The organism is Uruburuella testudinis, assembly GCF_022870865.1.
GTDB lineage: Bacteria > Pseudomonadota > Gammaproteobacteria > Burkholderiales > Neisseriaceae > Neisseria > Neisseria testudinis.
In genome coordinates this window covers 2,034,408-2,058,801 of sequence record NZ_CP091508.1, presented here as the reverse complement: position 1 = coordinate 2,058,801, position 24,394 = coordinate 2,034,408, and the positions used below count along the sequence as shown (strand labels likewise).

At 53.9% G+C, this 24,394-nt stretch carries 24 protein-coding genes, 1 tRNA gene and 2 pseudogenes; 21 read left to right on the top strand and 6 right to left on the bottom strand.

The window, feature by feature from the left end; translation table 11 throughout:
• Positions 1-230 precede the first annotated feature (230 nt).
• Entirely contained in the window at positions 231-1,310 is a 1,080-nt protein-coding gene (recA, locus tag LVJ83_RS09485) for a recombinase RecA (RefSeq protein ID WP_244784263.1), read from the bottom strand.
• A 576-nt stretch (positions 1,311-1,886) separates the two neighbouring features.
• Here recA and recD point away from each other — a divergent pair.
• Positions 1,887-3,626: an exodeoxyribonuclease V subunit alpha gene (gene recD, locus LVJ83_RS09480; RefSeq protein WP_244784262.1), complete on the top strand. Its 1,740-nt coding sequence runs from the start codon at positions 1,887-1,889 to the stop codon at positions 3,624-3,626.
• A 434-nt stretch (positions 3,627-4,060) separates the two neighbouring features.
• On the opposite strand, the gene LVJ83_RS09475 is transcribed toward recD, so the two are convergent.
• Both LVJ83_RS09475 and LVJ83_RS09470 read right to left on the bottom strand, forming a co-directional pair.
• The gene (locus LVJ83_RS09475) at positions 4,061-5,689 is read right to left on the bottom strand and encodes a YdgA family protein (protein WP_244784261.1); all 1,629 of its coding nucleotides are present in this window, start codon (positions 5,687-5,689) and stop codon (positions 4,061-4,063) included.
• A gap of 127 nt (positions 5,690-5,816) precedes the next feature.
• Entirely contained in the window at positions 5,817-6,464 is a 648-nt protein-coding gene (locus LVJ83_RS09470; protein ID WP_244784260.1) for a hypothetical protein, read from the bottom strand.
• 155 nt (positions 6,465-6,619) lie between these two features.
• On the opposite strand from LVJ83_RS09470, the gene LVJ83_RS09465 reads away from it, so the two are divergent.
• From LVJ83_RS09465 to LVJ83_RS09455, 3 genes are all read left to right on the top strand, one after another.
• Positions 6,620-6,970, top strand: coding sequence for an arsenate reductase (locus tag LVJ83_RS09465; RefSeq protein WP_244784259.1), 351 nt, complete (start codon positions 6,620-6,622; stop codon positions 6,968-6,970).
• Between the two features lie 12 nt (positions 6,971-6,982).
• On the top strand, positions 6,983-7,726 hold the full coding sequence (locus LVJ83_RS09460; protein ID WP_244784258.1) for a UDP-2,3-diacylglucosamine diphosphatase: 744 nt from the start codon (positions 6,983-6,985) through the stop codon (positions 7,724-7,726).
• A 320-nt stretch (positions 7,727-8,046) separates the two neighbouring features.
• Positions 8,047-9,459, top strand: coding sequence for a calcium-binding protein (locus tag LVJ83_RS09455; RefSeq protein WP_244784257.1), 1,413 nt, complete (start codon positions 8,047-8,049; stop codon positions 9,457-9,459).
• A gap of 102 nt (positions 9,460-9,561) precedes the next feature.
• Here the strand turns inward: LVJ83_RS09455 and LVJ83_RS09450 are convergent, their stop codons facing one another.
• From LVJ83_RS09450 to icd, 3 genes are all read right to left on the bottom strand, one after another.
• On the bottom strand, positions 9,562-10,608 hold the full coding sequence (locus LVJ83_RS09450) for a sulfate ABC transporter substrate-binding protein (RefSeq protein WP_244784256.1): 1,047 nt from the start codon (positions 10,606-10,608) through the stop codon (positions 9,562-9,564).
• A gap of 441 nt (positions 10,609-11,049) precedes the next feature.
• Positions 11,050-11,143, bottom strand: a tRNA-Ser gene (locus tag LVJ83_RS09445).
• A 238-nt stretch (positions 11,144-11,381) separates the two neighbouring features.
• Positions 11,382-12,620 (bottom strand): NADP-dependent isocitrate dehydrogenase, encoded by a 1,239-nt coding sequence (gene icd / locus LVJ83_RS09440; RefSeq protein WP_244784255.1) that lies wholly within the window; start codon positions 12,618-12,620, stop codon positions 11,382-11,384.
• A 307-nt stretch (positions 12,621-12,927) separates the two neighbouring features.
• Between icd and LVJ83_RS09435 the strand changes: the two genes are divergently transcribed.
• From LVJ83_RS09435 to LVJ83_RS09355, 17 genes and pseudogenes are all read left to right on the top strand, one after another.
• Positions 12,928-13,488 carry a pseudouridine synthase gene (locus LVJ83_RS09435; RefSeq protein ID WP_244784254.1) on the top strand — a complete coding sequence of 187 codons (561 nt, stop codon included), beginning with the start codon at positions 12,928-12,930 and terminating at the stop codon, positions 13,486-13,488.
• A gap of 808 nt (positions 13,489-14,296) precedes the next feature.
• Positions 14,297-15,155, top strand: a pseudogene (locus tag LVJ83_RS09430) (IS982 family transposase); the annotation flags it as partial.
• Positions 15,156-15,252: 97 nt separating this feature from the next.
• The gene (locus LVJ83_RS09425; protein WP_244784253.1) at positions 15,253-15,579 is read left to right on the top strand and encodes a winged helix-turn-helix transcriptional regulator; all 327 of its coding nucleotides are present in this window, start codon (positions 15,253-15,255) and stop codon (positions 15,577-15,579) included.
• Positions 15,580-15,582: 3 nt separating this feature from the next.
• Positions 15,583-15,756: a hypothetical protein gene (locus tag LVJ83_RS09420; protein ID WP_244784252.1), complete on the top strand. Its 174-nt coding sequence runs from the start codon at positions 15,583-15,585 to the stop codon at positions 15,754-15,756.
• Positions 15,757-15,899: 143 nt separating this feature from the next.
• Entirely contained in the window at positions 15,900-16,322 is a 423-nt protein-coding gene (locus LVJ83_RS09415; RefSeq protein WP_244784251.1) for a gp16 family protein, read from the top strand.
• Positions 16,315-16,752, top strand: a complete 438-nt coding sequence (locus tag LVJ83_RS09410) for a Mor transcription activator family protein (RefSeq protein WP_244784250.1) — start codon at positions 16,315-16,317, stop codon at positions 16,750-16,752. Before LVJ83_RS09415 ends, LVJ83_RS09410 begins: the two co-directional genes overlap by 8 nt.
• A gap of 175 nt (positions 16,753-16,927) precedes the next feature.
• Positions 16,928-17,413, top strand: a pseudogene (locus tag LVJ83_RS09405) (glycoside hydrolase family 108 protein); the annotation flags it as partial.
• Positions 17,414-17,737: 324 nt separating this feature from the next.
• A complete protein-coding gene (locus LVJ83_RS09400; protein WP_244787731.1) occupies positions 17,738-17,965 on the top strand; it encodes a hypothetical protein in 228 nt (75 codons plus the stop codon).
• Complete coding sequence (locus LVJ83_RS09395; RefSeq protein WP_244784249.1) at positions 17,952-18,356, top strand: hypothetical protein; 405 nt, start codon at positions 17,952-17,954, stop codon at positions 18,354-18,356. The genes LVJ83_RS09400 and LVJ83_RS09395 overlap by 14 nt, the downstream gene beginning before the upstream one ends.
• A 19-nt stretch (positions 18,357-18,375) precedes the next feature.
• A complete protein-coding gene (locus LVJ83_RS09390) occupies positions 18,376-18,543 on the top strand; it encodes a hypothetical protein (protein WP_244784248.1) in 168 nt (55 codons plus the stop codon).
• Positions 18,540-18,878 carry a hypothetical protein gene (locus LVJ83_RS09385; protein ID WP_244784247.1) on the top strand — a complete coding sequence of 113 codons (339 nt, stop codon included), beginning with the start codon at positions 18,540-18,542 and terminating at the stop codon, positions 18,876-18,878. Before LVJ83_RS09390 ends, LVJ83_RS09385 begins: the two co-directional genes overlap by 4 nt.
• Positions 18,875-19,138 carry a hypothetical protein gene (locus tag LVJ83_RS09380; protein WP_244784246.1) on the top strand — a complete coding sequence of 88 codons (264 nt, stop codon included), beginning with the start codon at positions 18,875-18,877 and terminating at the stop codon, positions 19,136-19,138. The genes LVJ83_RS09385 and LVJ83_RS09380 overlap by 4 nt, the downstream gene beginning before the upstream one ends.
• Entirely contained in the window at positions 19,138-19,347 is a 210-nt protein-coding gene (locus tag LVJ83_RS09375; protein ID WP_244784245.1) for a hypothetical protein, read from the top strand. Before LVJ83_RS09380 ends, LVJ83_RS09375 begins: the two co-directional genes overlap by 1 nt.
• A gap of 1 nt (position 19,348) precedes the next feature.
• The gene (locus LVJ83_RS09370; RefSeq protein WP_244784244.1) at positions 19,349-19,843 is read left to right on the top strand and encodes a DUF1804 family protein; all 495 of its coding nucleotides are present in this window, start codon (positions 19,349-19,351) and stop codon (positions 19,841-19,843) included.
• Between the two features lie 2 nt (positions 19,844-19,845).
• Complete coding sequence (gene terL, locus LVJ83_RS09365; RefSeq protein WP_244784243.1) at positions 19,846-21,501, top strand: phage terminase large subunit; 1,656 nt, start codon at positions 19,846-19,848, stop codon at positions 21,499-21,501.
• Positions 21,501-23,069, top strand: coding sequence for a DUF935 domain-containing protein (locus LVJ83_RS09360; protein WP_244784242.1), 1,569 nt, complete (start codon positions 21,501-21,503; stop codon positions 23,067-23,069). The genes terL and LVJ83_RS09360 overlap by 1 nt, the downstream gene beginning before the upstream one ends.
• Positions 23,056-24,345 (top strand): phage minor head protein, encoded by a 1,290-nt coding sequence (locus LVJ83_RS09355; RefSeq protein ID WP_244784241.1) that lies wholly within the window; start codon positions 23,056-23,058, stop codon positions 24,343-24,345. The genes LVJ83_RS09360 and LVJ83_RS09355 overlap by 14 nt, the downstream gene beginning before the upstream one ends.
• The last annotated feature ends 49 nt before the right edge of the window (positions 24,346-24,394 follow it).

Genomic DNA, 24,394 nt, shown 5'->3' with positions numbered 1-24,394 from the left:
GGGGGAGGGGCGCAGAATGCTGCAACACTAATCGAATGCCGTAACGCCAACCAAATACTACTGCCGGATTAACTTAATTTCTCTCAATCCGAATTTATCTCAATCCGACAGCCCGGTGATTAGCTGGCTCTTATCAAACAAAGTATGGCGCGGTAAAGCCGGCTGGCTGCACATGTTTACTATTTTGCTCACTTTATTGGCGTTAATTTATTTAGATTTGACGATAGCGCTTATTCTTCCGGTTGCTCGCCGTCGGTTTCGTCGATTTTGCCCTCGGTAATTTCTACTTTAACGCCGACTGCGGCGCGGATTTTGGCATCGATTTCTTTGGCCACCTCCGGGTTTTCTTTCAGCCATACGCGCACATTGTCTTTTCCTTGGCCGATTTTGGCGCCGTTATAGCTGTACCATGCGCCGGATTTTTCGACGATATTGTGTTTGACGCCGATATCGATCAGCTCGCCTTCCCAGCTGACGCCTTCGCCGTAGAGAATGTCGAATTCGGCTTGGCGGAACGGCGGGGCGACTTTGTTTTTAATCACTTTGACGCGGGTTTCGTTGCCCAAAACATCGTCGCCTTTTTTAATCTGGCCGATACGGCGGATATCCAGGCGCACGGATGCGTAGAATTTCAGCGCGTTACCGCCGGTGGTGGTTTCGGGGCTGCCGAACATCACGCCGATTTTCATGCGGATTTGGTTGATGAAAATCACCAGAGTGTTGGTTTTTTTGATGTGGCCGGTAAGCTTGCGCAACGCCTGGCTCATCAGGCGGGCTTGCAGGCCGACGTGGCTGTCGCCCATTTCGCCTTCGATTTCGGCTTTCGGCACCAGCGCGGCCACGGAATCGACCACCACCATATCCACACCGCCGGAGCGTACCAGCATGTCGCAGATTTCAAGCGCCTGCTCGCCGGTGTCGGGCTGGGACACCATCAGGTCTTCCACTTTAACGCCGAGCTTGCGGGCGTAAACCGGGTCGAAAGCGTTTTCGGCATCGATAAAGGCGCATACGCCGCCGTTTTTCTGGCATTGGGCGATGGTTTCGAGGCAGAGGGTGGTTTTGCCGGATGATTCGGGGCCGAAAATTTCTACTACACGACCGCGGGGCAGGCCGCCTACGCCGAGCGCCAAATCTAAGCCGAGCGAGCCGGTGGACACTACTTCGAGATTTTCATCTTTGTGGCTGCCGTCCATTTTCATGATGGAGCCTTTGCCGAATTGCTTTTCAATTTGGGCTAGGGCTGCGGCAAGGGCTTTGCCTTTTTCATCTGATTTTTTTTCATCTGATTTGTTTTTTTCGTCTGACATGATGGCTCTCGTGTAGTAAATGGATGGCGATTGCTAAGAATTATCTTAGCTATTATCGCATAAAATAAGAAAAAGTATATGTTTATTTGATTTTGTTTCAGACGGCCTTGGGCTTTGACGGAGGCCGTTTGAAAAATCAGGTCGGATAGGTAAAGCAGCTTGCCGCCGGCGGGCGGTTTGCTTGGGCGTCGCGATGCCTAAGTATATAATACAACGTGCTTCATTCAAACCATTTCATCTGTTTGGCCGCTTGTGCGGTTTGCTGTGTGTGGCCTTGTCAAATGCTTGTTTAGTGCTTTTTCCAGTATCTAAAGTATGTGAGTGCGCCGTATTCAGGTTTGCCGGAATAATATTAGCCGAACGATTTCTGCTGTTTCAACAGGCATTTCGTTTGGGGCAGGCTTGCGTTAACGGCAATCATAATGGTTGGAAAACCTAAGCGGATGGGGTGGGCGGTGGCGCCAGGTTGTTTTTTGAATGGGTATCTGCTTCGGCTTTGCGGTGCGTTCGCTTATAATCAAGGCCGTCTGAAATATTTTTCAGACGGCCTTGATTATATGTATGGGAAAAATATTGATGTCTGCCATTTCTGTTGAAGCTTATCAGGCTGCTGCCGATGCGGCGGTGATGTTGTTGCAACGCCATGCGCCACAGGCGGCCGGGTGTGCCGCACCGTATCTGCCGCGTTTGTTTGCCGCGCTTTCAGACGGCCATTCGTTTATTTGGTTGGACGAGGCGGAAGCAGCGGCGCTGGCTGCGGCTCAACCGGTGGTCGGCAGTGGCGGCGACACGCCGTTGGTGCTGGCGGGCAGACGTTTGTTTTTGGGGCGTATGTGGCAGCTTGAGCGTGATTTGGCGGCGGAAATCGTGCGCTTGGCCAAAGCGCCGCTTGCGCCGGCAGACTGGATGCGGGCGGGGCGGAATTTGCAGGATTGGTTTGCCGGCCAAGGCAGCGAAGGGCAGCGCGATGCAGCGGCGTTGGCGCTGTTGCAGCCTTTTATGCTGATCAGCGGCGGCCCGGGTACGGGCAAGACCACGACGGTGGCCAAGCTGTTGGGGTTGTTGTGCGATGGTGAGGCGCAGATGCCGAGTATTGCGCTGGCCGCGCCCACCGGCAAGGCGGCGGCGCATATGGCGCGTGCGCTGCATCGTGCGCTGGCTGATTTTGATCTGTCTGAGCCGGTGCGCAGCCATTTGTTGCAGCTGGAGGGGCAGACTGTGCACCGGTTGTTGAAACTGCGCCCGCCGCAGATGCGCCCGCTATTTGACGCCGAGCAGCCGTTGGCGTTGGATGTTTTGATTGTCGATGAAGCTTCGATGTTGGATATCGCGCTGCTGTTGCAGTTGCTGCGGGCGGTACCCACCGGCTGCCGGGTGGTATTGCTGGGCGATGAAAACCAGCTGCCTTCTGTGGGCGCCGGCGCGGTGCTGGCGGCGCTGGCGCAGCCGACACTGCTGGGTGAAGATACGGCGCGCGAATTGCAGGCGATGTTGCCGCAACATGGTTTTCAGACGGCCGCGCTGCCCTTGCCTTTGTCGCAAAATGTGGCGCGCTTAAAGGTCAGCCACCGTTTCGGCGACAACAGCGGCATCGGTTGTTTGGCACGCGCGGTGGCGGCGGAGGATGTCTCGGCGGTGTGGGCTGCGTTTGACCGTTTTCCTGATGATTTGCAGCTGCGCGAGCGTGGCAGCCGCGAACAGGCCGAGGCGATCTATGCTTTGCAGGCGGATTATTGGCAGGCGGTGGATGCGGGCGATGTGGCGCAGGCGTTTGCCCGGCAAACTGATGTGGTGGTGTTGGCGGCGTGGCGCGATGATGCCGAAGCGTTTAATCAGGCCTACCGCCGCTGTTTGCAACAGCATGGCCGAGTGCGTGCTGATGCGCCGTGGTTTGCCGGGCAGGTGCTGATGATTGAGCGCAACGATTATGCGCTGAATGTGTTTAACGGCGACATCGGTTTGGTGTTGCCGGATGAGGAGGGCGTGTTGTCTGCCTGGTTTGCCGCCGCGCAAGGCTACCGTAAAATTCCGCTCAGCCGCTTGAGCAGCTATGCTACGGCGTTTGCAATGACGGTGCACAAAAGCCAGGGTTCGGAATATCGTGATGTGTGGCTGTTGCCGCCTTCTGTGACGATGCCGTCTGAAAGCGGCGGCGGGCTGAATAAGGCGCTGCTGTATACGGCGGTTACCCGTGCCCGTGAGCGGTTTGTGTTTTGGGGCAGCCGGGCGGCGTTTCAGACGGCCTGCACGGCTGACGAACAGCGGCGCAGCAGCTTGCGGGAGATGATAGGGCGGGCGTGGGGCGGGGAGCTCTAGGATGTCCCGACCATTCATATATCATCATCTTTTTTGTGCTAAAAGCACATCTGCTGCGTTAAAAAGCCTCGCAAGATGCTTAATCTTGCTACGTTTTTTGCCTTGCATCTGCATTTTTATCACAAAAAATCTGAGTCATTCTGAATGGTCAGGACGCCCTAGGGTGTCCTGATGTGTCGATTTACGGGTGCTTTTCGCCCAACACCTGTGCTTTGATTACAAAAATCTGAATAATTCTGAATGGTTAGATCTTCAGGAGATGATTCATTCACAAAAATAATCTAATGATGTTGGCTTACTACCCATTTAAAAAAGTAAACCAACAAGGCGGGCCAATGCCGTTAGGTTATTTTTGTGAATGGGTATTATTTAAGAGCAGGCCGTCTGAAACGCTGTGGGAGACAACGGCGTTTCAGACGGCCTGTTTGACTGTTTTAAGGTGCTGATGCGGCTTCGGGAAGCGTTTCCGGCTCGGATGCGCCGAAGATGGCCGGCTCGGAGGCAGTGTTTTCCGGCAGCATATCGGTTTCGCTGAAATCCGGCTCCGGCTCGCTTTCAAACACTTTGTTGTTGAGCTGGAGCGAGTTGCCGGCCAGATCGATGCGGGTGGAGACGATGCCGTTGTTAAGCGTGAGGTAGCCTTCGCGCTGCATCGATTGGATGGTGCTGTCGACCATCAGCCGCAGGGTTTCGTTGATGTCGTCGAGGCTGGCGCGGCCTTCGGCGAGGTCTTCGGCATTAACGCTAAACAGGCTGCCGGCTTGGTTGATGGCCAGTTTTTCCAGCAGTTTTTGCGGAATGTTCATGTCGAATTGCGCCTGTGTTTTGCGAATCATGGCGGCAAAATCGTTCATGTCGGCGGCGTTGAGGTTGTTGAAGCTGAGTTGGCCTTTTACGTCGACGGTGCCTTCGGGCATTTTGAAGCTGAAGGTTTTGACTTTTAATACCGGATTTTGGGTAAACAGGCCGGCGGCATCGGTTTTGGCGGTTTGCAGCAATTCGCGGCGGATTTGCTCTTCGCTCATTTCTTTAGAGGTGAGCTCGGCCAGTTTGTTTTTAATGGCGAGCAGCCCTTGTGCATCCAGGTGTTCGGCGGCGATGTTGATGTCGAGCGGGCCGTATTGTTCGTCGCCGTAGGTGAGGTTTTCGAATTGGAAGCGGCCTTCGCTGTTGATCCATTTGCCTTCTTCACCGGTGTGGGTGTCGAATTGGAGTTTGTCGACAACGATATTGGCGGGGGCAATGGTGCCGGTGGGGTTGATAAAGGCGCCGATTTGCAGGTTGGTAACCAGGTTGACCAATTCGTTGAGCTTCACGTTATAGTCGACACCCTGCTTCCACTGCATAGAAAATTTATCGAGTTTGAAGCTGCTGTTGCCCAAGGCCAGGCGGTTTTTGCCGTCGGTGGTTTCGGTGCGGATATGCAGGTTTTCAAAAGCGGCATCGCCTTGGTCGGCCAACTTGATGTGCAGGGCGGGGGCGGTGTATTCGTGGGTGTAGTTGTTGAAGCCGCTGCTGTAGTCGGTGTGGCCGCTGAGGCCTTTCCAATCGAGTGCGATGCCGGAAAGCTCTTCGTAGTCGAATGCGGGCACGGCCAGGTCGATTGTGCCGTTGCCGCTCAGATATACGGTGTTGCGCATGCTGACCGGAGCTTGGTCACCGAAAAAGCGCGCCAATACTTTGGCCGCTTCGGGGCGGTATTGAAACTCGGTGTCTATCTGCGCACGCACAGGGGTGAGGCTGCCGGCAAACGGGCCGTGGCGCACGCGGCTGACCAGTGTGATGGGCTCGTTGAGCACGGTTTTGAGGTTTTCGGGCAGGTAGGGGCGGATGTTGTGAAGCAGGGTGGGTTTGAGGCGGATAACTGTGGTTTCGGTGGCGCTGAACCAGCCGCGCTCGTAGCGGTGCGATTCTATGGTGAGCAGGTTGGATTGCGCCAGCAGTTGCTGCTGTTCGGCAAGGCTTTGTTCGGCTTTGATGCCCAGATAATAGGGTAGGCCGGTAAAGGTGGCTGCCAATGCCAGTAAGACAATGGCCGATACGGTGATCAGGAGCTTTTTCATTGCTTCAAACAGATGATTTTGAAAGCGTGAAGCATAGCATTATTTGGGCGGTTTGTCTTTTTCCCCTGTTTTCAGACGGCCTTTCATCAGGCCGTCTGAAAACAGGGGGAATGTTTGCTGATAAAGCTCAACGCAGCTCGCGGATATCGCGCCAGCCTTCGTTGGTTTGCACCAATGTGGCGGTTTGTGTGCGTGTGCTCTCGATGTTTGCCCATTCGGCGCCGCCTTTTTTCAGCAGCTTTTCAGCCCAGCGTTCGGGCTTGAATTTGGCTTGGTAGGAAACTTTGGAAACGGTGATGCCGTTGGCCGGTGCGGGCTCGGTAAACCAGTTGATTTTTTCCACTTCTTGAGTGCCGATGCAAAACAGCGGGCCGTGCGGGCTTTCGAGCGTTTGCGCAGCGCCTTTGTCGGTGAGCTCGTAGCGGCGTATTTTGATGTCTTTTTGATCGGGCTGCGGCAGGGTTTCGGTGTCGGCTTGTTTATAGAAACCTTGGTCTTCGAGCAATTCGATTTGTGAGTGCGCTTCGCGGTTGATTTTGTTGCCGTGGGTGTCGGTTTCGGCCATTCTGATCAGCGCTTCGCCTAATGTAACATGGGCTCGGGCCTCAAAGCCTTGCGGGTTTTGAACGTTTAAGGCCAGCGGCAGACACACGCCGTGCTGTTCGGCGTATTGATCGATGGCTTTTTTAAAGGTGGATTTACCCGCTTCGTTGCCGCCGGAGCAGGCGGCGAGCAGCAGGGCGGCGGTTAGGGCGGTAAAGCTGGTGCGATTCATGGGGTTCTCCAAAATCTGCCGGCGGCGAATGGCAGTGATGGTTGGAAGCATAGCGTTTTTTGCCGGCGCTTCCAAGCCTTTTTGCGGTTTCGATGACAAACCGTGTGCCTGTCCGTACAATAGAGGCCGTCTGAAAACCTTTTAAAGTGGATGTGATGACTAAAATTTATGGCATTCCCAATTGTGATACCGTGAAAAAAGCGCGCCAATGGTTGGCTGATAACGGCATAGAATATGAGTTTGTTGATTTTAAGAAAACGCCGCCCGACGAAGTGCTGATTAAAAGCTGGCTGGCGGATGTGCCGCTGGAAACCCTGCTCAATAAACGCGGCATCACCTGGCGCAAGCTTGATGACGGCCAAAAAGCCGCGGCCGAACACCCCGCCTCGGCCATCCGCCTGATGGTTGAACAGCCCAGTTTGATCAAACGCCCCGTGTTGGATGCCGGCGGCCGTTGTTACGCCGGCTTTCAGACGGCCTGTTATGAATCTGTTTTTAAAAAATAAAGCCTTAGCCTTATGAACACACAAACCATTTTTATCTCTGATTTGCACCTGTCGGAAGACGTGCCTCAACTCAACCGTTTGTTTTTCCAATCATTGCAGCAGTGGCAAGGCAAAATCGATGCGCTGTATATTTTAGGCGACTTTTTTGATGTGTGGGTGGGTGATGACGACGACAGCCCGTTTATCCAAAGTGTGGTGACGGCATTGGCCGGATTTACGCGCAATACGCCGGTGTTTGTTCAACACGGCAACCGCGATTTTCTGCTGGGCGCCGCATTTGCCGAAAAAAGCGGGGTCACGCTTTTGCCCGAGCAATATGTGGCCGAGCTTTACGGCAAGCCTTATCTGCTGGTGCACGGTGATGAATTGTGCACCGATGATGTGGCCTACCAGCAGTTTCGCGCCCAATCGCGCAATCTGATGTGGCAGGCGGCCGTGTTGATGAAACCTTTGGCCGAGCGCCGAATGCTGGCAGGGCAAATCCGCATGATGAGTGAAACTAAAAAAGCGGCCGACGGCAAAAGCGAGATTTCCGATGCCACCGAAGCGGGTGTGCAGGCGCTGTTGGCCAAATATGCCGATAAAAACCTTGCCGCCCTGATTCACGGCCACACCCATCGCCCGGCCGTGCATGAGCATGATTTTCACGGTAATGTTTTGAAGCGTTATGTGCTGCAAGATTGGGAAGGCGGGCAGGGCGGCTATTTGGCTGTCGGCAGTGACGGCAGCATTACCACGGAACGGCTGGAAGCATAAAGATTTTCATACCGATTCAAAAAGAAACCTCTGCGGTTTATCTGTTTACTTTTGCGGATGGATGGCACAACCGGCTTTGCAAATAAAGGTCGGTTTGTTTCAGACGGCAATAAATGTTTAACATTTATTGCCGTTTTATTTCCCCAATATGCAGAATCAAACCAAAAGCATGAAAAAGTTAAAAAAAGATACCGCTGGTCTGTATGTATAACCGCTATTCTAAGATAAGCAAGTTGTTATTCCGGGTGGATTAAAATTCTCAAAATGGGAAGCGATTTCCCATTTCGGCAATGCAGCAACATTACCTTTGGAGAACACTAATGTCTTATTTTTACAGCGCTAAAATCAGCTGTGGCCCCTCTTACGGCGGCAGCTATGCTTACGGTGGCTCATCATACGGCGGCGGCCACTACGGCGGTTCGTCATACGGCGGTTGGAGCAAGCCGGTCAGCATTTATTCCTGCACCCCCGGCGGCGGCTGGAGCAAGCCGGCCAAACCTTATTCATGCTTCTCGGTGTTCAGCCTGAAAAGCCTGTTTGACTGCCTGAAACCGGTTTATCAATATTGTCCGAAACCCGAGCCGAAGCCCGAACCCGAGCCGAAACCGGATCCCAAGCCGCAACCCGAGCCGCAACCCGAGCCGCAACCCGAGCCGCAGCCGGAACCACAGCCCGAGCCGAAACCCGAACCGCAACCGGAACCGCAGCCTGAGCCCCAGCCGGAACCGCAGCCTACCGATCCGGATGACGAGTGTGAAGATTGCGTGGATGTCGACGGCGACAATCCCGGCAACAGCTTTGGCGGCATCGATACCAATCCGGGCAACATCATCAAAGACATTATCCCCGATGAAATCGGCGCCATTCACGGTAGCAACAGCAAAGACACCATCTATGGCACCGATGGCGACGACATCATTTACGGCAAAGACGGCGCCGATGTGATTTACGCCGGCAAGGGCAACGATATTGTTTACGGCGATAACAACGGCGACACCATCTATGGCGGCTATGGTGACGACATTCTCTATGGCGGCGACGGCAACGATTACCTCAACGGCGGCCACGGTCATGACGTTTTGTATGGCGACAAAGGTAACGATGTGTATATGGTGCAATTCTCACCGGACGACATTATCGAGCTGCCCGGAGAAGGCACCGATACCGTACGCTCTTATCTGGATTACACATTGCCCGACAATGTTGAAAACCTGATTTTGATGGAAGAAGCGCACCTCAACGGCACCGGCAACGAGCTCGACAACATCATAACCGGCAATGCCGGCGATAACGTGCTCAAAGGACTGGACGGTAATGACGAGCTGTACGGCAAAGGCGGCGACGATACCTTGTATGGCGGCAACGGCGACGACTTCCTTGACGGCGGTTCGGGCAACGATGTGCTCTACGGCGGCGCCGGCGATGACGTGTATTACTACGATATTTGCTACGGCAACGACACCATTGTCGAAACCGGCGGCAGCTGCGATATTCTGGCATTCGGCCACAATATCAGCGCATCAGATTTGGGTTTCAGCATCAGCGGCAGCAATTTGGTTATCGACATCAAAGGCAGCGAGGGCGACAGCATCACTCTGACCGACTGGTTTAAAGGCAGCGACCATCAAGTGGAGAGCTTCTCGTTTAATGCAGACGGCAGCTCATGGGACGGCGCCCAAATCGCCAACGCCATTCAAGAGCAGGTACAGGTACAAACCCAAGCCATGATTTAAAGGTTGGACCGAGCAGTTATCATACTTGCTATAGGCCGTCTGAAAAGTTTTCAGACGGCCTTTTTATATATGTTTATTTAAAGCAGCATTTTCCGCATTCATTTATTTTTTATAAATTTGATCAAACACACCGCCATCGGCAAAAAACTGCGGTTGGGCTTTGTGCCAGCCGCCGAATTCCTGATCGATGGTCACCAACTTCAATGGCGGAAACTGATGGGCAAATTCGGCTTGGATTTTCGGATTCGTGGGGCGGTAGAAATGTTTGGCAATCAAGCGCTGGGCATCTTCGGTGTAAAGCTGTGCCAGATATTCGGCAGCTACTTCACGCGTGCCTTGGGCATCGGCATTGGCATCTACCACGGCCACCGGCGGCTCGCACAATATCGACACTGAAGGGGTGATGATTTCCAGCGCGCCGCCGGATTGTTTCACGGCCAGATAGGCTTCATTTTCCCAAGCCAACAGCACATCGCCCAAGCCGCGTTGGCTAAAGGTGATGGTGGCGGCACGGGCGCCGGCATCCATCACCGGCACGCGCCGGTAAAGCTCGCCCACAAATTGTTTGGCTGTTTCATCGCTGCCGCCGGGGCGGTGTTTGGCATAAGCCCAGGCTGCAAGAAAATTCCAGCGCGCGCCGCCAGATGTTTTCGGGTTTGGCGTAATCACCTGCACATCGCCTTGCACCAAATCACCCCAATCACGGATATTTTTTGGGTTGCCTTTGCGCACCAAAAACACGATGGTAGAGGTGTAGGGCGTGCTGTTGTCGGGCAGGGCTTGCTGCCAGTCGGGGTTAATCAGCGTTTTGCCGCCTTTGTTGAGCGCATCAATGTCGCCCGCCAATGCCAAGGTCACCACATCGGCTTTCAAACCATTCATCACCGCCAGCGATTGTTTGCCGGAGCCGCCGTTGGATTGCCGGATGCTGACTTCCTGACCGGTTTTTTCCCGCCAATATTGTTGGAAAATCGGGTTGTATTCTTGATAAAGCTCCCGTGTAGGATCGTAAGACACATTTAAAATCGACACTTTGGCAGGCGGTTTTGTGCCGGCAGTATTTGATGCGGAAGCCTGGCTGCTGCTTTGGCCGCAGGCACTTATGGCTAAGGCAAGCGGCAAGGTTAGCCAGAATGATTTGAAATTCATGTTTTGCTCCCATCGGTAGATATGATGGAAGCAATATAGCAAGCGCTGGTTGCGGCATGAAATACTGTTTTTTCATTTGTTTATAACCAAGCGGCGGTTTGTTTGCTGGTTGTGATTAGAATCGCAAGCGGTATGATCGGCTGCGGCACACGCGGTGGCATGGCGATGGGATTGATATACCGGCTTTTTTCAGACGGCCTGGTATGCAGTACAACCCAACCCATTCATAAATCACTTCATTGCATGGGCGTATTTTGCCGTATATACCATGCTGCGATGCCGTCTGATAAAGCAGGCATAACCGCGTTTGATAGTTTGAGTCTTGGCGTGGGTAAGATGAGAAATGACGGAATACGGGTTTGAATAAAGATGGAAATAGGTATGGAAATTTCTATAAATAAGAAAAAGCCCTTGTAAAAACAAGGGCTTTTTCTTTTATTTTGGCGGAGTAAGAGGGATTCGAACCCTCGATCCAGGTTTAAGCCCAGATGCACCCTTAGCAGGGGTGTGCCTTCAGCCTCTCAGCCATTACTCCGTCAAGAGATGCGAACTATACCTGAGGTGCTGTCGGTCGTCAAGCGTCACGGACGGTGTTTTTGGGGTATTCCGGGTTTTGGGTGTTAAATCGCTGAATTTCATTTAAATTCGTTTGATATCCGGTGTATTTGCAGATTTCACGCCTTATCATGAAGCGGTAGGAAAAATGCCCTAGTAATCATCTGGTTGAAATAAAAACCCGTGCACGCGGCACGGGTTTCAGACGGCATATATAATTACATGCGTTCAATCATAGCTTTACCGAATTGCGAGCAGGAAACTTCGTTGGCATCGTCCATCAGGCGGGCGAAGTCGTAAGTAACCTGTTTGTCGCCGATGGCTTTTTCCATAGAGGCGATGACCAAATCAGCCGCTTCTTTCCAACCCAGATGGCGCAACATCATTTCGGCAGACAGAATCAGCGAGCCGGGGTTGACTTTGTCTTGGCCGGCATATTTCGGCGCGGTGCCGTGGGTGGCTTCGAATACGGCGTAGCTGTCGGAAATATTGGCGCCCGGGGCGATACCGATACCGCCTACTTGTGCCGCTAATGCGTCGGAGATGTAGTCGCCGTTCAGATTCAAGGTGGCAATGACGTCATACTCGGCCGGGCGCAACACGATTTGTTGCAAGAAGGCATCGGCAATGGCATCTTTTACGATGATTTCTTTGCCGGTTTTCGGATTTTTGAATGAGCACCACGGGCCGCCGTCGAGCAATTCGGCACCGAATTCTTTTTGTGCCAGCTCATAGCCCCAATCGCGGAAGCCGCCTTCGGTAAACTTCATGATGTTGCCCTTGTGCACCAAGGTAACGCTGTCGCGGTCGTTGTCGATGGCGTATTGGATGGCGGCGCGCACCAGGCGGGTGGTGCCTTCTTTAGACACGGGCTTGATGCCGATGCCGGAAGTTTCGGGAAAACGGATTTTTTTCACGCCCATTTCGTTTTGCAGAAAGGCAATCAGTTTTTTGGCTTCGGCGCTTTCGGCTTCCCATTCGATGCCGGCATAAATGTCTTCGGTGTTTTCACGGAAAATCACCATGTCGGTTTTGCTCGGGTCTTTCAAGGGCGAGGGCACACCGTTGAAATAGCGCACCGGGCGCACGCATTGGTATAAATCGAGCTCTTGGCGCAGCGCCACGTTGAGCGAGCGGATGCCGCCGCCGACGGGCGTGGTCATCGGGCCTTTGATGGATACGGCATAATCTTTCAGCGCTTGCAGGGTTTCTTCGGGCAGCCATACGTTGTCGCCGTAAACACGGGTGGCTTTTTCGCCGGCGAATACTTCCATCCAATGAATTTTTTTCTCGCCACCATAAGCTTTGGCAACGGCTGCATCGATAACGTCTTTCATCACCGGGGTGATGTCCACGCCGATGCCGTCGCCTTCGATGAAGGGGATAATCGGGTTGTTCGGAATCGCTTGGCCGGCTACGATTTTTTGGCCATCTGCGGGTACTTTAATGTGACTCATGGTGTCTCCTGTTCGGGTTCTTCTCATAGGGGGCGGAAACTTTAGGGCTACCGCTTGCCCGCTGATTATGCTTGATTTTGAGTGTTTGCGCTAGGGTTTCCTGGCGTTGTTCCTGGATATATTTTGCTCGGCAAATGCAGATGTCGGGCAGAAAATACAGCAAGCCAACCATTGTGCGGGGCTTTTTAACGCAGCAGATGCGTTTTCAGGGGCAAAAAGCACCCTTAAATCGACACATCAGGACACCCTAGGGGTTTGCTGCTTTTCAGGGTAGAATAAAACATCTTGTAATTTAACGAAAAAATAAATGGATGATTTAATTGTGTTTAACAAGCCTTATGGCGTAATTTGCCAGTTTTCAGCGCATGAAAAACACGGCTGCTTAAAAGATTATATTAACGAGCCGGGCTTTTATCCGGCCGGCCGTTTGGATACCGACAGCGAGGGGCTGCTGCTGCTGACCAATAACGGCCGCTTGCAGGCGCAGATTGCCGAACCGAAATATCAAAAAGAAAAAACCTATTGGGCGCAGGTGGAAGGCCTGCCTGACGAAGCACGGTTAGACGGGTTGCGGGCAGGTTTGGATTTGGGCGATTTTGTAACACGCCCGGCCAAAGTGCGTGTGTTGGCGGCGGAAGAGGTGCAACGGTTGTGGCCGCGCCACCCGCCGATACGCGAGCGTAAAACGGTGCCGGATTTTTGGTTGGAAATCAAAATCAGCGAGGGCAAAAACCGCCAGGTCAGACGGATGACCGCAAAGGCCGGTTATCCTTGCCTGCGCTTGGTACGTGTGGCGGTCGGCCGGCTGAATCTTTTCGATTTGGGGTTGGATTTGGGCGGCTGGCGGTTCAGTGAGGAGCGGCCTTGATGGTTGCTTGAGGCCGTCTGAAACAAGATTTTCAGACGGCCTCAGCTTATCAAATATGTTTTAACTTGAAAATACTGAATCAGGCGGATGGCGGCAAACAAAAACCGCCTTTTTCAAGGCGGTGCTGTTGAGGCGGGCTAGGCGGATTTTTGCGAAAAACCGCATTACCTCAAAATTATCCGGTCATCCTAGCGTGATGCTGCGGCTTGACCGGCGTTGCCGTTGGCAGAGGGGCGGGCATTGAATGCGCGTTTGGCTGCTTGAAATACGGCTTGACGTCTGCGGTGTTGCATAAACAGACTCCTTTCTTTGTTGTTAAATACTTATTCGGAACAAGCAGTATGGAGGTATATGGTGTTTATTGCAATAAGTATTTATATAAATTATTTTTATTTATTGTTTGTTTTGATTAAGGCCGTCTGAAACGATGATTGCAGAAGCTTTTCAGCAGTATAGATGCAGAATAGGGTTTTTTTGTTAACATACTTGGTATGCTGATGCATTTTTTCTGAGAAAGGAGCGAGGATTTGTTCAGGCCGTCTGAAAGGATTGAAAATTTGGTTGGTGCCCATTCAAAAGTAAGTCAGCATTTGTTGGATACTGGTATCCGACAAATGATTTGATATTCTTTTGATTTAAAATGATTTTAGCCGTTTGAAAAATGTCGGATTTGAGAATCCGACCTGCATGCTGTGTCGCGTGGGTTCTACGTAACGCGAGTTCGGGATAAGAAAATTCCAAAAAAGAGAAGCCGACTTGTAGTAAGCTGCTGTTTGCACACAAACAAAAAACCACAAGAAGGCCTCTCATGGATTATCTTACCGAACTTTTCTGTCTCGTGGACGATTTTTGCAAAACATTCGAACCGAAATTTAATCAACAACGCATTTCACACCAAGCAAACAAAAAAATCCGACAGCGCAAAACCTCCGTCAGCACAGCAGAAATCATGACCGTTTGGATTGATTTCCACCAAATCCGCTATCGCCATTTCAAAACCTATTATCTCTTTCAAATCAAACGCATGCTCAGCCAGGCATTTCCCAATATGCCCTCCTACAACCGCTTTGTCGAATTGGCACAACGCACCATCATCCCCTTTTCCGCCTTTCTCAAAACACAAATGGGACAATGCAGCGGCATCAGCTTTGTCGACTCCACCGCTTTAGCCGTTTGCCATAACCGCCGCATCCCGACCAACCGTGTTTTTGCAGGCAGCGCCCGGCGCGGTAAAAGCAGTATGGGTTGGTTCTACGGCTTCAAACTTCATGCCCTTATCAACCATCAAGGAGAGCTTGTCGATGTCCGGTTAACCCCGGGTAACGTCAACGACCGCCATGCTTTGAAAGATATGGCGGCTTCGTTGTGGGGCATTGTTGTCGGCGATAAGGGCTATTTGGGTAAGGAGCTGACTCAATGGCTGCAAAACGAATATGGCATTCGTTTGGTAACGGGGAATAAAAAGAATATGAAACAACAGGATAAAACACCTTTTGAGCCGGGGTTGCTGCAAAAGCGCGGTGTGATCGAGTCGGTATTTGATGAGTTGAAAAACCTTTGCCAAATAGAACATACACGGCACCGTTCTTAGTACAGGTTTCTTGCTGAATTTGATTTCGGACTTGGTTGCGTATTGCTTGATGCCGTTTAAGCCGGGGGTAAAAATCAATGTCGCCGGCTTGCCCGCTAGGGGGGTAGGAAACGTGCTGGATTATCCCGAACTCACGTTATTTAATTTCCCTCGACATGGCCAAAGAACTCTGCATGGTCGAGCGTAAAGACAAAGGCCGGCAAGCCCGCCGTTATTTTATCGAAATGGAGAAACAGGCCAAGGCCATCCCCGATGCCGTGCTGTGGCGGATTGATGCGCTGGAAGATGCTTATTTCCAAGCCGCGCCCGAAATGCTCAGCCTGCTGCGCTACCGCAATATGGGCTTGAACCTGACCGAAATCGGCAAACTGCTGGATTTAAACCCGGGCGCGGTGTCTTACCGCTTGAAAAAGCTGAATGATTTGGGCTTTGTGCAGTATCAGCCCAACCCGCAAATCGGCCGCAATGCCGCACAACAATCTTTGAGCTTGGAGGGTTAAGCGATGAATTCGGAACAATTGGACATCAAACGCAGCAGCCTGCACCAAGGCTTGGAATTTTTAGGCGCGGCGCTGCTGGAATTCGGCCGCATGAGCGATACGGAATCGGAAAAACTGGGCTGCCTGCTGCTCTGCTTGGCGGAATATGCGCAATCGCTGGAATCGCTGGAAAAGTGATTTAACTAGGTCTTTTGAAAGCCGTCTGAAATTTAGGTTTCAGACGGCCTTTTTTCATGCCGAAAAAACAACGCAATAAACACAACATATTGTATAAAATAGTGATAAAATCCAATCTAATATACAGCATATGGTATTTTTAGATGAATTTGAAAGAGCGGCGGCGCAAACTGATTGCCAAAATCAAAATCGGCCAGAAACAGCTTGGTTTGGACGATGCCACCTATCGCGCCCTGCTGCTGCGCGTGGCCGGTCAGGATTCTTGCACCAAGCTGGGCGTCCTTGGTTTGGAAAAGGTGCTGGCCGAGCTGACGGCCAAGGGTTTTGCGCCTGCGGCCAAAGGCGGCGCGGTGCCGAAACGGCGGCAATCGGCAGATGCGATGCTGCGCAAAGTCGAAGCGCTGCTGGCTGAATTGGGCTATCACTGGAATTATGCCCACGCGATGGCGCGGGGCATGTTTAAGGTTGACCGGGTCGAATGGTTGAACGATGCGCACCTGCACAAACTGGTGGCGGCGTTGCAGATACATGCGAATCGGAAAAAGCGGGAGGCAGGCCATGGCTGATTTGGATTTGGAGCGGGTGCGGCATCTGCTGCCGGAATCGATGCTGGATATCGTTGAGGCGATCGGCGTGCGCTCTGCTTGCGCATTGGTCAAGGCCATCGGCGGGGCGCGGTTTAAGTTTGGCAAGGGTCGGCAGGATACGCCGCGGCTGAATATTCTGTTTGCGGCCATCGGTGAAGCCAAGACTTATCAGCTGCTGCGGGTATTTGGCGGCGAGGAAATGTATGTGCCGCGTTGTGAGGAGGCGCTGCGGGAATTGCGTAATGAGCAGTTTCGGCATGAGTTTCTGGCGCTGACGGAGCGTGAGGGTAAAAGCAAGCTGATGGCGATGAGTGCGCTGTGCCCGAAATATCAGATTTCGGAACGGACGGGCTATACGATTATGCGCGGCCGCTGTGAGCCGGTAACGAAACAGGAGACCTTGTTTTAATTTGGATAGTGAGCCTGATTTTGGCCGCCTTCGGGCGGCTTTTTTATGCCTGCGATTTGTGGCGGGCGGCCGGGTTTGAAGCATCTGCCGTGGCCGGCGGCAGCGCGGCGGCGGGAAAATGCAGGCTGATAAATGGGTTTTAAACCGTGTTTAGATAGGATTGGGAAGGGACAGAATGGGCTTTGAGAAGGCGATTGAGCGGGTGCTCGGCCATGAAGGCGGTTATGTGCATCATCCGCGCGACCCGGGCGGGGAAACCAATTGGGGCATTACCCGCCGCACGGCGCGGGCAAACGGCTATAAGGGCAGCATGAAAGAAATGACACGGGCGCAGGCGGTGGAAATCTACCGCCGCGCTTATTGGACGGGCTGCGGCTGTGTGCGCTTCCCGTTTGCACTGGCATATCAATATTTTGATGCCTGCGTGAATCACGGCCGCGGCAATGCGGCGCGCTTTTTGCAGCGGGCTTTGGGTGTGGCGGATGACGGCGTGATCGGCAATATCACGCTGGCGGCGCTGGCACGCATGCCGGTGTGTGAGGTGGTGCGCCGCTTTAACGCCCAGCGGCTGGCGTTTTACACGAAACTCTCAACATTTGATGCCTTCGGGCGCGGCTGGGTGCGCCGGGTGGCGGCGAATCTGCGCCACAGCGTGACCGATGGCTGCAATGCCCGTCATCGGGATGTTGCGGCAGTGCTGGAGCAATATGCGGCGGCCAACCGCACGTTTGGCCAACCGCAACGGGTGGCGATGCGGCAGCAGGCGGCAGCGATTGGGAAAGGGGCGGCATGATGGGCATGATGGCGTGGTTGAAAGCATGGTGGCGGCGCCGGCGCGGCTGCCCGGAGGAGGCAATCAAGCGGGTGCCGTGGTATAGCGGCCACCCCCCTAAGCCGATTGCGCCGCCGGCACCATCAGGCCGCCGCAGCGGTGTGGCCAAAGCGCGACGGGCGAAAAGAAAACGGCAGGTGCGTCGTGGCTAGTTTGCTGGATATTTTTAAAAACCCGCAAAGCGGCAAATTTTCGCACAGCAAAATTTGGGCAAACGTGGCTTGTGCAGCGGCGACCTACAAATTTATTGCCGCGCCGGATGCGCCGTCTGAAATCTGGGCGATTTATCTGGGCATTGTCGGCGGCTATGCAGTGGCGCGCTCGTATGTGAGCGTGAAGCGGCAGGAAGTGGAGCAGGAGGCACGGCATGGTGTGGATTAAGTATTGGCGGCAGGTGCTGTTGGCGGCTTTGGCGGCAGGGGTTGTTTGGTATGCGCACCATCGCGGCTTTCAGACGGCCTTGGCGTGGCAGCAGGCAGTGATTGCTGAAATCAGGGCCGAGCAGCGGGCGCAGGCTTTGGCAGCGGAACAGGCCTATACGGCCAAGCTGGCGGAGGTGCAAAAGCTGGCGCAAGTGCAGCAGGCTAAAGCGGATGCGGTGGCTAAAAATTTGGCCGAGCAGCAGCAAAAAAGCCGCCTGCAAGTGGAACGGAATAAAAAGGAAATCGATGATGCCATCAAACAAGACCAAGCAGCTGCTGACGGCTGCACTGACGGCTTTGGCGCTCACAGCCTGCGCCAATACCGCCGCGCCCTCGGCTATGCCGATTAAGACCATTGAGATGCCGGTAATGCCTGCGCCGCCTGCGGCTTTGTTGGTGCCGCCGCAGCGGCCTGATCCGCCGCAAGGCGGCACGGTGCAAAAGCTGCTGCAACATGCGGCAGAATTCGGCGGCTATGTGGCCCGGCTTGAAAACCAAAGTGCGGCATGGCGCGAATGGGCGGGAGGTGGGCAATGACGGCCTATCGTGAATTGGTGCAACGGGTGATTGCCGGCAAGCATGCCGATTTGGAATTGGGCATGAGCCGCGCGCGCGAGCAGGAAAGCTTTATCGTGCACGTGTCGCAGCTGTTGGATAAAACCAGCTGGGCGTACACGGTGCGCATGAACAGCCGATTTGAAGTAACTTTCGGCATGGATTTAGGCTTGATTAAATTCGAACATCAGATTCGCGCGGTATGGCAGGCGCTGGCTGCGGTGTACTGCGTGCAGCGCCTAGGTGATGCATTGGAAATTGCCAGCATCCGCCGCGACGGCTACAGCTGCCGCGTGGTTTTTGGAGAGGCGCCATGAACCCGATGGATTTTGAATTTGGTTTTAAAACCTTGTGGGGCGTGGCTGCGGCGGCGTTTTGGTATTGGGTTAACAATATTGCAGGCCGTCTGAAAAAGAGTGACGAGCGCTACGAAGAACTGCAAAGCCGCTTGCACAAAGTGCAGTTGGACTATGCCACCAAGCAAGAAGCGCGGGCGGACAATGAGGGCGTGATGCGCACGTTGCACCGATTAGAAGAGAAAATCGACAAACTGGCCGAAAGAAAGGCAGATAAGTAATGGAAAACCAAGACCCGATTTTGGCCGCGCTCGCGCGCATCGAAGCCAAGCAGGACGAGCAGCTGGAAAACCAAGCACGGATGGATGAAGAAATCAAAGAAATCCGCAAAGAGTGCCGCCGCACGGCGGCGATGTATGGCGGCTTGGGCGGCATGGTTGTGGCCACGGGCTGGGAAGTGGTGAAAGCCAAGTTGGGCTTGGGCGGTTGATATGGCGCATCCGAAAGAGATACGCGAGAAGCTGAGGGCGATGTATATCAACGGCCAATCGCTCGAAGCCGCTGCACAGCTGTGTAAAGTGGCGTTTGCCACCGCCCGGCGCTGGCGCGATGCGGCTAAAGACGGCGGCGATGATTGGGACAAGCTGCGCGCGGCGCATACTTTGGCCGGCGGCGATATCGAAGCCATTGCGCGCGGGATGATTGCCGGGCAGATTGTGCAATACGAATCGGTAATGAAAGAGTTGCAAGCAGCAACAGACATCAGCCCGCTGGACAAGGCCAAGGCTTTGGCCAGCTTGTCGGATTCATTTAATAAAGCGATGGCGGCCAACCGCCGCCTGCTGCCCGAAGTGCATGAAGCGGCGGTGGCGATTAAAACGGTGGATTTGCTGTCGCAGCACATCAAGCAGCATTTCCCGCAGCTAAACAACGATTTTTTAAATGTGTTTGAAAGCTTTATCCCGGTAATCGAACAGGAATTTTAACGATGACGCAAAAGAAAATCACCAAGGCGCAGCTGCGCGAGCGGATGGAGAGCATCCGCTTGGATTTGGTGCAGCGAATTGAGGCGGAAGATGCCGGGCTTTCGGATGCCCCTGCTGATATTGCGGCACGGCGCGCGCGCGTGTTTGATGCGAAAACGGGTTTCAGATTTTTTTTAGAAACCTATTTCCCGCACCATATCCGCGGGGATAGTTGGTCGGCATTTCATGATTACTTGATTGACGAAGTTGTGCCGAACATGACTGTGTCGCCCGAGGCGGAAGCTGAGGCGGTGGCCGCGCCGCGCGGTGAAGCGAAAACCACTATCGGCGTGCAAATTAAGGCGCTGTGGGACGAAATCCGCCACGCCAAACATAACGTTGTGATTATTTCAGACGTGGAAGACCAGGCGGCAGGCTCGGTGGAAGTGATTAAAACCGAGCTGACCGAAAACAAACGGCTGGCGCTGGATTTTCCTGAAGTGTGCGGGGTCGGCCGCCGCTGGCGCGTGGGCGAAATCATCACCAAGCAGGGCAACAAAATCAAAGCCTACGGCAGCGGCATGAAGCTGCGCGGCACCAAGCACGGCGCACGCCGCCCCGATATGGCCTATCTCGACGACATCGAAAACGATGAAAATGTGGAAACGCCGAAGCAACGCGCGAAGCTGATGGATTGGCTCAATAAAGCGGTATTGCCCTTAGGCGCGGCGGGTGAAAAATACGATGTGCTGTATGTGGGCACCATCTTGCACTACGACAGCGTGCTCAACCGCGTGTTGGAAAACGCGTTTTGGAACAGCCGCCGCTTTCAGGCGGTTGTCTCTTGGCCGGACGATATGGCGCTGTGGGATGAGTGGGAAGCCATCTACAAGCATGAGGGACGGAAAGCAGCTGCGGCATTTTACGAAGCCCATGCGGCCGAAATGGTGGCCGGCAGCAAGGTGAGTTGGGCGCAGCGGCCGCTGCTGTTGCTGATGACCATCCGCGCCCGTATCGGCAAAGCGGCGTTTGACTGCGAGTATCAAAACGAGCCGGTGAGCGGCGAAGATGCCATTTTTGCCAATACCATCGATGCGGCGCTGTTTGCCGATAAAGACCTGCCGGGCGATTTGATTTGGTTTGGCGCGTTGGATCCATCGTTAGGCAAGCGCAACGCCAATCGCGACCCGTCGGCGATTCTGATTGGCGGCTGGCACCGGCCGACTGTTACGCTGTATGTGGCGGCGGCGCAAATCCGCCGCCGCGTGCCCGATAAAATCATAGCTGATGTGATTGGGCTGCAAAAGCAATACAAATGCCGGCTGTGGGCGGTAGAGGTGGTGCAGTTTCAGGAGTTTTTGAAAACCGAGCTGACCAAACGCGGCTTGCAGCAAGGTGTGCCGATTCCCGCGCGCGGAGTCAAGCCGACAGCCGATAAAGTGTTGCGGATCGAATCGGTGCAGCCGCATATGGAAAACGGCCATATCAAAATCCACAAAGACTGCGCGGAATTGATTGACCAGCTGCGCCGCTTTCCGAAGCACGCGCACGATGACGGCCCGGATGCCTTGCAGATGCTGTTTGAGCTGGCGGCGGGCAATGCCGCGCCGATTGAGTGGCACAGCGTGGCCGATGATGATTTTGACGACAATGATTACAAAAGCAAATGGAGCCGCTGATGGCGAAAAAAGATAAAAAGCAAAAGGTGCCGAAGCCCGCGCAGGTTTTGCAGACCGACGAAGCGCAAATCACGGCCACCGGCCGCGTGATTGCCGAACATCCGTCTAACTTTATCACGCCGCAAAAAATGCGCAGCCTGTTTGAAGACGGCGAAAGCGGCGACATTACTGCCCAGCACGAGCTTTATGCCGATATCGAAGAGCGCGACAGCGATATTGCCGCCAATCTGGGCACACGCAAACGCGCCCTGCTGACGCTGGATTGGCGCATCGAAGCGCCGCGCAATGCCACGCCCGCCGAAGACAAGCTGGCCGAAGCGGCTTATGAACTGCTGGAGAGCCTGCCGGCTTTTGATGATTTGGTGATTGACCTGATGGATGCGGTCGGGCACGGTTTTGCCGCGCTGGAAATCGAATGGGCGCTTGAGGGCGGCCAATACCTGCCGGCCATGCTCACACACCGGCCGCAAAGCTGGTTTAAGTGGAGCAAAGACGATGAGTTGCTGCTTAAAACACCGGACAGCCAAGAGGGTGAGCCGCTGTGGCCGCTGGGCTGGATTGTGCACAGCCACAAATCGCGCAGCGTGCAGCAGGCGCGCAACGGTTTGTTTCGCACGCTGGCGTGGCTGTATATGTTTAAACATTACGCGGTGCATGATTTTGCCGAATTTTTAGAACTTTACGGCATGCCCATCCGCATCGGCAAATACGGCGCCGGCGCCACGAAGGAAGAAAAACGCACACTGCTGCGGGCAGTGGCGGAAATCGGCCACAACGCGGCGGGCATCATGCCCGAGGGCATGGAAATCGAGCTGCACAATGCCGCCGCCGGCACAACATCGGCCGGCAATCCGTTTTTACAGATGGCCGACTGGTGTGAAAAAGCGGCGGCACGGCTGATTTTGGGGCAAACGCTCACCAGCGGCGCCGACGGCAAATCAAGCACCAATGCGCTGGGCATGGTGCATAACGAGGTGCGGCGCGATTTGCTGGTCAGCGATGCGCGCCAGCTCGCGCAAACCATCAGCCGACAATTAATTTTGCCGTGGCTGCAAATCAATTATCCGGGCGTCGACCCTGCCCGTGCGCCGCGTTTTGAGTTTGACACCCGCGAGCCTGAGGATATTGCCGTGTTGGCCGAAGCGATTCCGAAGCTGGTAGATGTGGGGGTGCAAATCCCCGAAAGCTGGGTGCGCGATAAATTAACCATCCCCGATGCAGCCGAGGGCGAGGCGGTATTGGCGCGCACGCCGGCAGACAACCCGGTCAACCGCGCGGCATTGAGCGCATTGTCGGCACAAAGGCCGTCTGAACGCGGCGGCAGCAAAAAACAGGCAGTATTAGACGCGGCATTGGATGAAGCGATGGAATCACCTGATTTTAATGCGCAACTCAACCCGGTGATCAAGCAGGCGGTGGCGGCTTTAACGGCCTGCGAGAGCTACGAAGAGGCAGATGCGGCGCTGACGGCGCTGTATCCGAACCTCGACAATAAGGCATTGCGCACTTATATGGAGCAGGCTTTGTTTATCAGCGATTTACTGGGGCAGGCCGATGCGGGCGCCTGAAATCAAATTTGCCCTCGGCTTAAAGCCCGCTGCGGCTATAGAATGGCTCAAGGCAAAAGGCATTACCGCCGAGAGCTACCGCAACCTGACCGCCAGCGAAATCGCCAAGGTGTACACGATTGCGCGCATGAGCGATTTGGATATGCTCAACGACATCAAGCAGAGCATGGTTAAATCGGCGGACAGCGGCCAATCGTTTAACGCGTGGAAAAAGGATATTTTGCAGCACCTGCAAAACAAAGGCTGGCTGCACCCGAACGGGCATAACGGCAAAGACATTATCGACCCCGGCACGGGCGAGGTGTTCGGCTCGCCGCGACGGCTGGAAACCATCTACCGCACCAATATGCAGAGTGCCTACAATGTCGGGCTGTATCAAGCCCTGATGGATAATATCGAGGCGCGACCCTACTGGATGTATGACGCGGTGGCCGACCATCGCACCCGCCCCGCCCATGCGGCGATGGACGGATTGGTCTACCGCTATGACGACCCGTTTTGGACAACCTTTTACCCGCCCAACGGCTACAACTGCCGCTGCACCGTGATGGCGCTGGCCGAACGCGATATTGAGCGTGGCGGGCATATCGTGGGCAAATCCACGCCGGAAAACTTTGTAGAGACGCACAAAATCTACAATAAAAAAGGCGACAGTTACCCGACGATGGCCTACAAAGCCCCCGATGGCAGCCTGCATACCACCGACCGCAGCTTTGATTACAACGCCGGGCGCATGAATTACCGCCCCGATTTGGATAAATACGACCGCGCCTTGGCGCATCAGTTTGCCAAGGCAGAGATGGGCGGCGCGGAATTCAGGGCTACTTTCAGACAATTTGAAAAAGAATTTGACGAAGTGAAAAGCCGTCTGAAAATTGAGGGCAAGCCTACGAAGGACGAGCAAATCGCCATCCGCAACAAACTGTCGCGGCAAGTGAAATTTGCAGCAGGTGTGCTGAGTGTTGGCGTGCAGAAGCAGACGGGCTTGAAACGGGCAACGGTATGGCTGTCGGATGATACGTTGATTAAACAGGTGGACAGTCGGGAAGGCCAAATGTTTGAAGTTGACGAATACAAGAAATTGCCTACACTTTTCAATCAGCCGGATTTGATTTTTAGAGATGGTAAAAATCTGATTTTTGTAAAAGATACTGAAATGGCAGTTATCAAATACCTATATGATGAAAATGAGCTGTTTTTGCAATCGTTTCGACGGATAGGTAAAGATGAAATCCGTAATTTGATGAAGAAGAAAGAAATCGTGAAAAGCTACTAGGCAGGACTGCCGCTCCCCTGCACACGCTCTCGGTCACCTTTTCAGGTAG